The sequence below is a fragment of the Actinomycetospora sp. NBC_00405 genome, assembly GCF_036044095.1.
In the GTDB taxonomy this organism is placed as follows: domain Bacteria; phylum Actinomycetota; class Actinomycetes; order Mycobacteriales; family Pseudonocardiaceae; genus Actinomycetospora; species Actinomycetospora callitridis.
This window is the reverse complement of sequence record NZ_CP107938.1, coordinates 1,262,964-1,275,048: the sequence shown is the minus strand read 5'-3', so window position 1 is coordinate 1,275,048 and position 12,085 is coordinate 1,262,964. Positions and strand designations below refer to the sequence as shown.

The 12,085-nt window shown below is 75.2% G+C and carries 11 protein-coding genes; 2 read left to right on the top strand and 9 right to left on the bottom strand.

Annotation, left to right across the window (positions count from 1 at the left end; genetic code table 11):
• Positions 1–34: 34 nt before the first annotated feature.
• Together OG774_RS06245 and OG774_RS06240 are read right to left on the bottom strand one after the other, a co-directional pair.
• A complete protein-coding gene (locus OG774_RS06245) occupies positions 35–421 on the bottom strand; it encodes a nuclear transport factor 2 family protein (RefSeq protein ID WP_328307682.1) in 387 nt (128 codons plus the stop codon).
• A gap of 167 nt (positions 422–588) precedes the next feature.
• Positions 589–1,398 carry a peptidylprolyl isomerase gene (locus OG774_RS06240; protein WP_328307680.1) on the bottom strand — a complete coding sequence of 270 codons (810 nt, stop codon included), beginning with the start codon at positions 1,396–1,398 and terminating at the stop codon, positions 589–591.
• A 92-nt stretch (positions 1,399–1,490) separates the two neighbouring features.
• Between OG774_RS06240 and OG774_RS06235 the strand changes: the two genes are divergently transcribed.
• Together OG774_RS06235 and hisS are read left to right on the top strand one after the other, a co-directional pair.
• On the top strand, positions 1,491–2,183 hold the full coding sequence (locus OG774_RS06235; RefSeq protein WP_328310820.1) for an MBL fold metallo-hydrolase: 693 nt from the start codon (positions 1,491–1,493) through the stop codon (positions 2,181–2,183).
• Positions 2,180–3,454 carry a histidine--tRNA ligase gene (hisS, locus tag OG774_RS06230; protein WP_328307677.1) on the top strand — a complete coding sequence of 425 codons (1,275 nt, stop codon included), beginning with the start codon at positions 2,180–2,182 and terminating at the stop codon, positions 3,452–3,454. The genes OG774_RS06235 and hisS overlap by 4 nt, the downstream gene beginning before the upstream one ends.
• 12 nt (positions 3,455–3,466) lie before the next feature.
• Here hisS and OG774_RS06225 read toward each other — a convergent pair whose 3' ends face one another.
• From OG774_RS06225 to OG774_RS06195, 7 genes are all read right to left on the bottom strand, one after another.
• Positions 3,467–3,865 (bottom strand): DoxX family protein, encoded by a 399-nt coding sequence (locus OG774_RS06225; protein WP_328307675.1) that lies wholly within the window; start codon positions 3,863–3,865, stop codon positions 3,467–3,469.
• A 73-nt stretch (positions 3,866–3,938) separates the two neighbouring features.
• Complete coding sequence (locus OG774_RS06220; RefSeq protein ID WP_328307673.1) at positions 3,939–4,709, bottom strand: maleylpyruvate isomerase family mycothiol-dependent enzyme; 771 nt, start codon at positions 4,707–4,709, stop codon at positions 3,939–3,941.
• Positions 4,706–5,437 carry a hypothetical protein gene (locus tag OG774_RS06215; protein ID WP_328307671.1) on the bottom strand — a complete coding sequence of 244 codons (732 nt, stop codon included), beginning with the start codon at positions 5,435–5,437 and terminating at the stop codon, positions 4,706–4,708. The genes OG774_RS06220 and OG774_RS06215 overlap by 4 nt, the downstream gene beginning before the upstream one ends.
• A 67-nt stretch (positions 5,438–5,504) precedes the next feature.
• Positions 5,505–8,408, bottom strand: a complete 2,904-nt coding sequence (locus tag OG774_RS06210; protein WP_328307669.1) for an ATP-binding protein — start codon at positions 8,406–8,408, stop codon at positions 5,505–5,507.
• 53 nt (positions 8,409–8,461) lie between these two features.
• A complete protein-coding gene (locus OG774_RS06205; protein ID WP_328307667.1) occupies positions 8,462–9,340 on the bottom strand; it encodes a 3-hydroxyacyl-CoA dehydrogenase NAD-binding domain-containing protein in 879 nt (292 codons plus the stop codon).
• Positions 9,337–11,265 (bottom strand): acetoacetate--CoA ligase, encoded by a 1,929-nt coding sequence (locus OG774_RS06200; protein ID WP_328307665.1) that lies wholly within the window; start codon positions 11,263–11,265, stop codon positions 9,337–9,339. Before OG774_RS06200 ends, OG774_RS06205 begins: the two co-directional genes overlap by 4 nt.
• Positions 11,265–12,041 (bottom strand): crotonase/enoyl-CoA hydratase family protein, encoded by a 777-nt coding sequence (locus tag OG774_RS06195; RefSeq protein ID WP_328307662.1) that lies wholly within the window; start codon positions 12,039–12,041, stop codon positions 11,265–11,267. The genes OG774_RS06200 and OG774_RS06195 overlap by 1 nt, the downstream gene beginning before the upstream one ends.
• Between the last annotated feature and the right edge of the window lie 44 nt (positions 12,042–12,085).

The following is a 12,085-nucleotide window of genomic DNA, read 5'->3' as shown; positions in this document are numbered from 1 at the left end:
GTTGAGTGTCCGTAACCCCACGCACTCGATCGGCTCAGGACGTCGGCGATACCGGGGTGATGTGCGTCAGAGCGCAGCGCCAGCGACCGTCGGCGCGGACGAAGACGTCCGAGGTCCACTCGTCGGCGTCGATGTCCGCGCCGCCGAACTGGGCGGTGCTCAGGACGCGGACGACGAGGGTCGCGACGTCCCCCAGGACGCGCACCCGGGGCTCGCTCGCGGGCTCCATCCGCGTGTGCCCGAGCGCGCCGGAGCGCACGTACGCGAGGAAGTCGTCCCGTCCCGTGACCCCGGTCCACGAGACGATCACCCAGTCGTCGGTCATGAACTCGGCGATGCGGTCGGCGTCGTCCGAGACGATCGCGGTGTTCCATTCCCGGGCGAGCGCGACGATCTCGCGCGCGACAGCGTCCTCATCCATGGGAGGACGCTAGGGCGACGCGCGCCTCGCCGGCTTGGACGAATCGGATGTCCCGGTCGCGCGCTCCGGTCGTCTGCTCCGGTCGTCTGCTCCGGTCGTCTGCTCCGGTCGTCTGCGTGGCGTTACGGACACTCAACGTCTGCGGCGCCACGCCGCTGACATCTGCGTCAGGGCGCCGGCGGCGCGGCGACGACGGCGCGCTGGATCTGCACCGGGATGCGCGGCGCGCCGCCCCCGGCCTGGTTCGAGCCGTCGTCCCCGCCCGCGCCGACGCGGTCGAGCACCGCGAGCCCGGGGGTCGCGATCCGCCCGACCACCGAGTACTCCGGCGGCAGGGCCGAGTCGCCGTAGACGAGGAAGAACTGGCTGCCCGTCGAGCCCGGCTGCGAGCTCTTCGCCATGGCCACGAGGCCGCGGGCGTAGGTCGACGCCTGGCCCTCGGCGCCCGGGAACGGCGGCAGGCCGGCCGGGGGCTCCTCGGCGTACTGGTAGCCCGGGCCGCCCGAGCCCGAGCCGGTCGGGTCGCCGCACTGGAGCACCTGGAGGCCCTGGCTCGTCACCAGGCGCGGGCAGGGCGTGTCGTCGTAGAAGCCCTGCGAGGCGAGGCTGACCACCGCGTTGACCGCGCAGGGTGCCGACGCGCGGTCGAGCGTCATCGGGATCGCGCCCTGCGAGGTCTGCAGGGTGACGTCGACGGTGCCGGTGGTCGGGGGGTTGCCGTCGGGCGGGGTGTTGGGCTTGGCCGCCGCCTCCGACGGGTTGTACGTGCACGTCGACGGCGCGGCCACCGGCGCCGGGTCGTCGTCGGCGGTCACGACGAAGTAGATGCCCGCCGCCACGGCGACCACCGCCACGACCGAGACCACCGAGATGATGGTCAGACGTTGCCGACGTCGCCTCGCCCGCTCCGCGCGTCGCTCGAGCTGACGCTCCAGCTTCTTCTTGGCGGCCTTCCGGCGCTGTTCGTTCGTCGGCACGGCGGACATCGTAGGAACCGCGCCGACGGGCCCGGAGTGTGGGCTCGACTAGGGTGGGGAATCGAACCGATCTGTCCGAGGAGGACGAGGACGTGCTGGTCGAGGCCTTCGCGGCCGGGGTGTTCGAGACCAACTGCTACGTGGTCGCGCCCGGCCCCGGGGAACCGTGCATCGTGGTCGACCCCGGGCAGGACGCCGAGGACGGGCTGCGCGAGGTGATCGCCCGGCACAAGCTGACCCCGGTGGCCGTCCTGCTCACCCACGGCCACATGGACCACATGTGGTCGGTGACGCCGGTCTGCGACGGCGACGACATCCCGGCGTGGATCCACCCCGAGGACCGCTTCATGCTCGCCGACCCGTTCAAGGCCGTCGGACCCATGGGCGCGCAGCTGGCGCAGATGTACCCGGGCCTGGAGTTCCGCGAGCCCCGCTCGGTCGAGGTCCTCGACGACGGCGCCGACCTCGAGCTCGCCGGCCTGCGCCTGACCGTCGACCACACCCCGGGCCACACCCGCGGTTCGGTGGTCTTCCGGTCGGCCACCGAGGACGACCGCCCGTTCCTCATCGCGGGGGACACCCTGTTCCAGGGCAGCATCGGGCGTACCGACCTGCCCGGGGGATCGACCGAGGAGATGATGGCCTCGCTGCGCGACAAGATCCTGACGCTGCCCGACGACACCGCCGTGCTGCCCGGCCACGGGCCGATGACGACGGTCGGTCAGGAGCGCGACAGCAACCCCTTCGTGCGGGGCCTCACGAGCGCGCCCGGACGCCACCTGTGACCGCGGCCGTCCCGCCCGGGGGCTTCAGCGCGCCCAAGGGCGTCCCCGAGTACGTCGGGCCGGAGTTCACGAGCGTCCGCGACACCCTCGTCCGCGAGGCCGACCGCGCCGGCTACGCCCACATCGAGCTGCCGGTCTTCGAGGACACCGCGCTCTACGCGCGCGGCGTCGGCGAGTCCACCGACGTCGTCAGCAAGGAGATGTACTCCTTCGACGACCGCGGCGGCCGCTCGGTGACCCTGCGGCCCGAGGGCACCGCGGGCGTCGTCCGGTCGGTGATCGAGCACGGCCTCGACCGCGGCGGGCTGCCGGTGAAGCTGCGCTACACCGGGCCGTTCTTCCGCTACGAACGCCCGCAGGCCGGGCGCTTCCGTCAGCTCCAGCAGGTCGGGGTCGAGGCCATCGGCGTCGACGACCCGGCCCTGGACGCCGAGGTCCTCGCCGTCGCCGACGCCGGGTTCCGCGCGCTGGGCCTGCGCCGCTACCGCCTGGAGATCACGAGCCTCGGCGACGCCACCACGCGGCCCCAGTACCGCCAGGAGCTCACGCGGTTCCTGGAGAAGCTCGACCTCGACGAGGCCACCCGCGAGCGCGCCCGGATCAACCCGCTGCGCGTGCTCGACGACAAGCGCCCCGAGGTCCGCGAGCAGCTCACCGACGCCCCGCTGATGATCGACCACCTCTCCGACGAGGCGGCCGCGCACCACGCGGCGGTCAAGCGTCACCTCGACGACCTCGGCGTCGCCTACGTCGAGAACCCGTGGATGGTGCGCGGGCTCGACTACTACACGAAGACGACCTTCGAGTTCGTCCACGACGGTCTGGGCTCGCAGTCGGGCATCGGCGGCGGCGGGCGCTACGACGGCCTGATGGCCGAGCTCGGCGGGCAGGACCTCTCCGGGGTCGGGTTCGGCCTCGGCGTCGACCGCGCGCTCCTCGCCTGCCGGGTGGAGGAGGCGGGGCTCGACACGGCCTCGCGGGTCGAGGTCTTCGGTGTGCCGCTCGGCGACGCGGCCAAGGACCGCCTCGTCGGGATCATCGGGGCGCTGCGCCACGCGGGCATCCGCGCCGACCTCGCCTACGGTGGCCGCGGGCTGAAGGGCGCCATGAAGGCGGCCGACCGCTCGGGCGCCCGTTTCGCGCTCGTGCTCGGCGAGCGCGACCTCGAGGCCGGGGAGATCCAGCTCAAGGACCTCACCGACGGCTCGCAGCAGGCCATCGCCCTCGACGGCGCCGCGGCCGCGGTGGACCGCGCCCTGCAGGACGGCTGAGCACCCCACCGCTCATCCCACCGCGACGGCCTCGCGCTCCGGGGCGTCGAGACGGCGGGAGGCGGGCCGGGTCGCCCACGAGAGCCCAGCGACGACGAGCAGTGTCGTGGGCACCACCGCGTGGAACGCGGCGCTGCCCGAGGCCAGGTGCGAGACCGTCGCGCCGCTGAGGTCGAACACGACCCCGGCGTAGGCCCACTCCTTGAGCCGCGCGTAGCCGGGGACGGTGAGGGCGACGGCGCCGAGCACCTTCCACACGCCGAGGAGGGTGACGACGTAGGCGGGGTAGCCGAGCGCGGTCACGCCCGCGACGGCCCCCTCGGCACCGAGCAGGTACGCCGCGCCGCCCGAGAGCAGCACGAACACGGTGACGGCGGTGGTGGTCCGGTAGGTGAGGGTGCGGATGTCCATGGGGTGCTCCTCGGGTCGCGTCGGGGACGTCGACGAGGAGACGCACGGGCGGGCACGGATGTGACCGATCGGGTCAGAACGGCACCTCGGTCGCCAGCAGGCCCTGCCCCTGCGCCCTCCCCGAGAGGGTCCGACAGAACTCGACGGCGTCGAGGGTGATCTGCTCGCCCCGGCCGGACCGGTCGCCCTGGACGAAGGTCCCGCCCGCCGGGCCGGTGAGGTGGAGCGCGAACGGGCGACCGTGGCGACGCCCCCACTCGGCCACCACGTGGGCGACCAGCCGGCCGTCGTGCTCCGGGGTCGGTGCGAGGTCCCGCCCGGTGGCGTACGCGACGTCGACGCGGTGCATCCAGGTGTCACGGGTGAGGATCACGTCGAGGATGAAGGCCATGCGCCATGTCTCGGTCGCGCCGTTGACCTCCTCCTTCGAGGGCATCGGGCGCACGAGGCGGGCCCGCCCGCGCCACCGCGCCTGCGCAGGCCCGGCGACCTCCATCCGACGCAGGAGTTCCGGGACCTCGAGCGCGCTGTTCTTCTCGACCTGGAGCGCGGTGAGGGCGTCGACGACGGGCCCGTCCCCGGCCCGCCGGGTGGCGGTGATCATCCCGGTGGCCATCCGGCGCAGGCTCGTGAAGCCCTCGGTCATGCCCAGCACGTGCCCGGCCACGGCCCGGACGTCCCACGCCGGGCAGTCGGTCGGCCGGCGCCACTCGTCGGCGTCGAGCGCGGCGAGCAGGGCGTGCATGCGCGCGGTCTCGGTCCCGGCGAGCCGGACGGACTCGGGCGGCGCGATCTCCGGGACGTCCTCGACGTGGACGCGCCCTTGCGACGACGGCGCGCTCACGACGCGACCGCCCGGGTCACGCGCGCCTCGTAGGCGTCGGCGAGGTCGCGCAGGGCTCCGGCGGAGTCCCCGACGAACGCCGGGCCGTGCATGAGCGCGAGCGTGCGCGGCTCGAGGTCCGCGAGGTCGCGCAGCGTCGGGGCGGTCGAGGTGGTGAGCGCCGTGGCGCCGAACAGGTCCTCGGCCTCGAGGGCGGGGCCGATGAGATCGGTGTCGTGGACGAGCGCCGGGCCGTCGCCGGTGCGGGTGAACAGGTCGCCGCACAACAGCGTGTCCGTCGTCTCGTCGTGCAGCACCTGCGCCTCCCATCCGTGCGGGACGTGGGGCGTCGCGATGGTGCGGACGACGTGGCCGCCGAGATCGAGGCGGGCGCCGTCGTCCACCGGCTCGGGCGGGCGGTCGGCGAGGTCCTCGACCGAGACGAGGCAGCCGAGCCGGTTGAACATCACCCGGGCCTCGGGCGCCGCGGCGAGCCACTCGTTCATCGCGCCGCACTCGTCGGCCTCGACGTGGCCGAAGCTGATCCACCGCAGCCGGGAGACGTCGATGACGCGGCCGACGGCGTCGGCGACGAGCGGGAACATCCGTCGCGGGCCGGTGTGGAAGAGCAGGGGCTCCTCGGCGTCGATCAGGTACTGGTTGAAGGTGAAGCCGCCGGGGACGACGTCGGGGACACAGGTGGACAGGCGGTAGACGCCGTCGGCGATCTCGTGCACGGAGGTGTTCATGGCGTCGAGCGTGCGGCCCGCACCGTGGCCCGACATCGGGACCGGACCCCGCACTTAGCGCCGGGGCTCACCCATCTTGGACGCCGTGCGACCGGGCCAGCGCGCCCAGCGCCCCGCGGTCGTGCAGGCCGGTGCGCACGAAGAGGCTCCCGAGGTGGCGTTCCACCGTCCGCGGCGAGAGGAACAGCCGGGCGCCGATCTCCCGGTTGGACAGACCGAGCGCGACGAGCTCGAGCACGTCGACCTCCCGGCTCGTCACGCCCAGCGCCCGCAGCGCGGCCGGGACGACCGACGTGTCCCTCCCGCGCCGCGGCACGGGTGCGCCGGCCTCGCCGATCAGGAGCCGGCAGCGGCGCGCGGTCCGCTCGTGGCCCCGCGTGGCGAAGAACGCCTCGGTCTCGCGGAGCCAGGTCACGGGATCGCCCCAGCCGTCCCGGATCGCGGCGCGGGCGGCCAGCAACTGGACGCACTGGCGCAGGCCCACGACTCCGGCGGAGAGGTCCGTCGCGCGCGCCCGCTCCATCAGCGACGCCGCGTCGGCGCCGGCCCGCGCCCGTCCCAGCGCGACCGCCTCGATCATGTCGGCGGTGCAGCGGAAGACCGCCACGCCGAGGTGCTCGGTCGCCTCGGCGTTCTCCGCGCGCGCCGCCACCCCGAGGTCGTCGTCCTCGGCGGTGTGGACCATCGCCCAGAGCACGCGCCCGGGGAACACCGACCGGGCCGGGTCGGCGGCGCGGACGTGGCCGATCATCGTGTCCAGCTGGTCCCGCAGCGCGCCGAGGTCGTCGGCGACGAACGAGCGCGTCGCGAGCACCCGTCCGTGGAGGTCACCGAGGACCCGCGGGTCGGCGGGATCCGGGGCGAGCGCGCGATCGAGGGCGACCTGCATCGCTCCGTCGTCGCCGGCGAGGGCCTGGGCGCCCGCGAGCCACAGGTGGGCGACGGGCGCGGTGGCCAGCCCGTACCGGGTGCTGGCGTCCACGCAGGCCTGCGCGGCGCGGAGGCTCTCCGCCCGGTCGAAGTCGCCGAGCGCGAGGTCGGCGAGGCTGAGCTCCATGACCGCCACCGTCGTCAGCGCCCCGTACCGCGCGGCGAGGTCGCGGGTCGACCGCAGGGCCTCCGGTTCCCAGGTCCTCAGGGCCAGCTCGTGCCGGGCCCGCAGGTGCCAGGTGGCCAGCCCCGCGCGCTCCGCGACCCGCGCGGCGCGCTCGAGCCAGCCCGTCGAGGCACCGGGACCGAGGTCGGGCGCGATCCGCCCGAGGACCTCGAGCCCCTCGCACTCGACGGCGGGCTGCCCGGTGGCGACGGCGGCGTCCACGGCGCCTCGCGCCAGCGTCTCGGCGTCGCCGGCGCGGCCCTGCTCGAGGGCGACGTGGGCCTCGACCGCCGTGATGCGGGCGGCCAGCGCGTCGTCGACGTGCCCGTCCGCCGCCGCCCGTGCCGCCGCGAGGTCGCCCACCGCGCCGGGCACGTCCCCGGCACCGACCGCGGCGCGGGCCAGGGTGATCAGGAGCGCCACACGCCGCTCCGGCGCGACCCCGGCCTCGCCCATCCGGCCCGCCAGGCCCCGCCCGATCTCGAGCGTCTCCCGGGGCTTGCCGGCGGCGACGAGCACGTCCACGGCGACCTCGTCGACGTCGCGACGCACGGTCTCATCGTCGCCGGCGAGGCGGCGGGCGCGCCGCAAGGTGATCTCGGCGCTGGCGACCGCCCCGCCGGCCAGGGCGCGTCGGGTGCTCTCGACGAGGGAGGACGCGGCGGCCACGGGATCCCCGGCGGCCTCGGCCAGCTCGGCCACGAGCTCGCAGGAGCTGCCGGGGAGGCCGGGGTTCGCGCGCTCGACCACCGGCCGGGCCCGCCGGGCCAGCTCCCGGCGGTCGGGCGGCAGCAGGTCGTCGAGGACCGCCTCGCGGGTGAGGGCGTGCCGGAACGCGAACCCCTGGCCGTCGACCTCGACGAGCTGCCGGTCGACCAGCGTCCGCAACGCGTCGGCCGCGGCGCGCCCGTCGACGCCGGCGATCCCGGGCACCAGCTCCCAGTCGAAGCGCCGTCCCAGCACCGCGGCGGCGCCGACCACCCGGCGGGGGACGGGGTCCAGCGTCGCGAGCCGCCGGGCCACCGACTCGCGCAGGCTCGCGGGCACGCGGGCGGTGAGCTCGCCGGGGCTGCTCCACCGGCCCTGCTCGAGGCGCAGCTCGCCGGCGGCCACCAGACCCGCCAGGAGCTCCTCGACGACGAGCGAGATCCCCTCACTGCGTGCCCGGAGGAAGGCTCCCACCTCCGGTGGCGGCGACGAGGTGGCGAGGCACGACGTCACCATCCGGTCGACCCCGCCGTCCTCCAGGGGCGCGACCGGGAGCACCGAGGCCGGGTCGCGGCGCACGAGACGCTCGAGCACCTCGGTGAGCGCGCCCTCGACCCGCGTCGTGCCCAGGACCAGCGTCGGCTCGCCGGTCAGCGCGTCGGCGAGGTGGTCGAGGACGGCCACCGTCTCGGCGTCTGCCCAGTGCAGGTCCTCGAGGACGAGCAGGCACGGGCCCATCGGGCGCAGGAGCCGCACGACGGCCTCGCCCATCATCAGGGGCGAGTCGTCGACGCCCGCCTCCGCGGCGGACCACGCCGGCACGAGACGGCCGAGGTGGGCCCCGAACCCGGCGAGCTCGGGGGAGGTCGGCCGCGGCACGGAGCGGAACGCGGCGAGGAACGCCTCGGTGAGCGGGCGATAGGGCACGGAGCCCCGATCCGGGACCGAGCGCCCGGCGAGCACGCGGACACCGAGGTCGTGGGCGAGCGCCACCGCCTCGCGCAGCAACCGCGTCTTCCCGGTGCCGGGCTCGCCGCGCAGGACCAGGACGCCGCCGTGACCGTCCGACGCCGACGCCAACCGGTCGCGCAGCGCCGTGAGCTCGCGGGAGCGGTCGACGAGGTCCGGACACAACATCGACGGCGACGTCCCGTGCTCGCCGTCCATCGCCGCTCCGTCCGCGCCCCTCCGGCCCGGTCAGGATAGGGCGGTCGGCCCCGTTACCGGCCGGTCTCCCGACGGGCGGCGAGCACGGCCGCGATCACCGCGTCCCGGCGGGCGAGGAGGTCGGCGCCGTCGCTCCCGGCGAGGGCCTCGTCGATGCCGGCCACGATGCGTTCCACGAGCTCCGGGGTGTGCGAGACCGTCCCGAGGTCGGCCCAGAGCGCCTCGGTGCCGGGCCCGAGGTGCTCGAGGACGTGCGCGATGCCGCCCGGCCCGCCGGAGAGGTGCTGGTTGGTGAACGGGCCCAGTGCCGCCCACCGCAGGCCCGGCCCCTCGGTGATCGCGGTGTCGACGTCGGCGACCGTCGCCACCCCCCGCGCGACCAGCGAGTACGCCTCGCGCCACAACGCGGCCTGCAGGCGGTTCGCGAGGTGGCCCGGGAGCTCGGCGCGCAGGCGCAGCGGCGAGCGACCGACCGAGGCGTAGAAGGCCATCGCGGCGTCGACCGCGGCCGACGAGGTCATCTCCCCGGGCACCACCTCCACCAGCGGCACCAGGTGCGGCGGGTTGAAGGGGTGCCCGACCAGCACGCGCTCGGGGTGCGTCGGGGCGCCGCGGGCGAGGTCGGTGGGGCGCAGCATCGACGAGCTGCTGGCGACGACGACGTCGGGCCCGGCAGCCGCGTCGACGATCGCGAGCAGCTCGTGCTTGACCTCGAGACGCTCCGGGCCGTTCTCCTGCACGAAGTCCGCGTCGGCGACGGCCGCGGCGAGGTCGTCGGTGAACCACAGGCGCTCCGCGGGACCGAGCGACGCGCGCAGCCGGTCCTCCGCGCCGGGCGCGGGGTCGGTGGCCGTGACCTCGTGGCCGTGGGCGAGGAAGAGCCGCGCCCAGCTCTCGCCGATGACGCCGGTCCCGACGACCGCGATCGTCACGGTCGGGCCAGTGCCGCGAACGGCTCCAGCGCGCCCGGGTCGACGAGCGCGTCCCGCGACGCGACCGTGTCCGGGTCGGCGCCGAGCAGGATCCGCTTGGCCGGGACCTCGAGCTTCTTGCCGGTGCGCGTGCGGGGTACCGCCGGCACGCCGTGAATCCGGTCGGGCACGTGGCGCGGGGAGAGCGACGAGCGCAGCTCGCCGCGGATCCGGGCGACGAGCGCGTCGTCGACCTCGTGGCCCGGGGCCGGCACGACGAAGAGCAGCAGCTCGCCGGGTCCGCCGGCCGGGTCCTCGAGGTGGATCACGAGGCTGTCGGCCACCTCGGGCAGCTCCTCCACGACGGCGTAGAACTCGGCGGTGCCCAGACGCACGCCGCCGCGGTTCAGCGTGGCGTCCGAGCGGCCGGAGACCACGACCGACCCGGACGGCGAGAACCGCACCCAGTCGCCGTGGCGCCACACGCCGGGGTAGGTGTCGAAGTAGGCGGCGTGCAGCCGCGAGCCGTCGTCGTCGCCCCAGAAGAACAACGGCATCGACGGCATCGGCGCGCGGATCACCAGCTCGCCGCGCTCACCCACCACCTCGTGGCCTGCCTCGTCGAACGCGGCCGTGTCGACCCCGAGCTCGCGGCCGGAGATCTCGCCCTCGACGACCTCCTGCCACGGCCCGCCCTGGACGATCCCGGAGCACACGTCGGTGCCGCCGCTGCCGACGAGCAGCAGGACGTCGGGGCCGAACTCGTCGGCGACCCAGCGGTAGCCCTCGGGCGGCAGCGGGCTGCCCGCCACGCAGACCTGGCGCAGCGGGGACAGGTCGTGGTCGCGCGCGGGGTGCACGCCCTCGGCCCGGCAGGCCATGAGGAAGCCGGGGGAGGAGCCGAAGTGGGTCGCCCGGGCCTCGGCCGCGAGGCGCCACTGCCACGCCAGGTCGGGGTGCAGCGGGTTGCCGTCGACGAGGATCAGCGACGCGCCGTGGAGCAGCCCGGAGACCAGCGCGTTCCACATCATCCAGGCGGTCGTGGTGAACCAGAGCATCCGGTCCCCGGGCTGCACGTCCCACGCGAGGCCGTGGTTCTTGAGGTGCTCGACGGTGATCCCGCCGTGACCGTGCACGATCGCCTTGGGCGGCCCGGTCGTCCCCGACGAGAACAGCACCACCAGCGGGTGGTCGAACGGCACCGGGTCGTAGGCCGGCGCCGCCGGGGTCCCGACCAGCTCCGACCACGCCACCGCGTCCGGGACCTCGCCGGGGCCGTAGGGCACGGCGACGACGTGGCGCACGCTCGGGAGGGCCGCGCGCAGCGCCGCGACCTCGCTGCTGCGGTCGACGGGCTTGTCGCCGTAGACGTAGCCGGCGACGGCGATCAGGACCGTCGGCTCGACCTGGGCGAAGCGGTCGATCACGCTGCGCGCCCCGAACTCCGGCGCGCACGAGGCCCACACTGCGCCGAGGCTCGCGGCCGCGAGGTGCGCGACCACCGTCTCGGGGATGTTCGGGGCGTAGGCGACCACCCGGTCCCCGCGTCCCACGCCGAGGCGCACCAGGCCGGCCCGGGCACGGGCGACGGCGTCGCGCAGCTCACCGCGGGTCCACCGCTGGGGCTCGCGGGTCTGGGAGTAGGCGAGCAGGGCGACGTCGTCGTCGGGCTCGGGCCCCTCGACGGCGCGCTCCGCGTAGTTCAGCGTCGCCCCCGGGAACCACACCGCGCCCGGCATCCGGCGGCTCTCGAGCACCGTGCGGGGCGGCTCGTGGAACGGGACAGCGTAGAACTCGGCGATCGCCGACCAGAAGCCGTCGAGGTCGGTGACCGACCAGCGCTGCAGGGCGTCGTAGTCGTCGAACACCAGCCCGCGCTCGGTCGCGAGCCAGTCGACGAAGCGGGCGATGACGGTGCCCGCCGGTGGGGGAGCCGGCGTCGTCATCAGCGGACCTTCCCCGCGCGTCCGTCCAGGAAGGCGCTCATGCGGTCCTGGGCCTCGGCGCTGCTCGAGGAGATGGCGGCCATCAGCGACTCCATGAGGTAGCCCTCGTCGTCGCGCGCGGCGGCGATGCGGGGCAGGGCCTGGAGCACCGCGAAGGTGCTCATCGGCGGGTTGTCGGCCATGCGGTGGGCCAGCTCGAGGGCCTTCGCGAAGCCCTCGCCGGGCTCGGTGAGGTAGGTGGAGATGCCCAGCGCCAGGCCCTCGTGGGCGTCGAGCACGCGGCCGGTGAGCATCAGGTCGGTCATGCGGTGCACGCCGATGAGCCGCGGGATGCGCACCGAGCCGCCACCCCCGACGAAGAGGCCGTGGCGCGCCTCGGGCAGGGCGTAGAACGCGGAGCTCTCCGCGACGCGGACGTGCGTGGCCGCGGCGAGCTCGAGGCCGCCGCCCACCACGGCGCCCTTGAGGACGGAGACGACGGGGAGGCGCCCGCGCTCCATCCGGTCGAAGACGCGGTGCCAGAAGCGCGAGTGCTCGACACCGGCCACGCCGTCGGTGGCCCCGAGCTCCGCGAGGTCGAGCCCGGCGGAGAAGTGGTCGCCCTCGGCGTCGAGCACCACGGCGCGCACGTCCGCCGGCGGCGCGGTGAAGAACGCCTCCAGCCCCCGGACGGTGGCGTCGTCGAGTGCGTTGCGCTTGCCTGGCCGCGCGAGGCGCAGCACGGCGACCGGTCCGTCGTGCTCCAGCGTCAGCGACTGGGGCAGTTGCGGCGCCATCGATCCCCTTCCGGGCGATACCTGAAATGTCAAGGAGGTTGATA

Excerpts from the sequence above, each read along its gene's own strand:
- OG774_RS06245 (WP_328307682.1), bottom strand. The coding sequence starts at position 421 with ATGGATGAGGACGCTGTCGCGCGCGAGATCGTCGCGCTCGCCCGGGAA.
- OG774_RS06225 (WP_328307675.1), bottom strand. The coding sequence starts at position 3,865 with ATGGACATCCGCACCCTCACCTACCGGACCACCACCGCCGTCACCGTG.
- OG774_RS06215 (WP_328307671.1), bottom strand. The coding sequence starts at position 5,437 with ATGAACACCTCCGTGCACGAGATCGCCGACGGCGTCTACCGCCTGTCC.
- OG774_RS06210 (WP_328307669.1), bottom strand. The coding sequence starts at position 8,408 with ATGGACGGCGAGCACGGGACGTCGCCGTCGATGTTGTGTCCGGACCTC.
- OG774_RS06200 (WP_328307665.1), bottom strand. The coding sequence starts at position 11,265 with ATGACGACGCCGGCTCCCCCACCGGCGGGCACCGTCATCGCCCGCTTC.
- OG774_RS06195 (WP_328307662.1), bottom strand. The coding sequence starts at position 12,041 with ATGGCGCCGCAACTGCCCCAGTCGCTGACGCTGGAGCACGACGGACCG.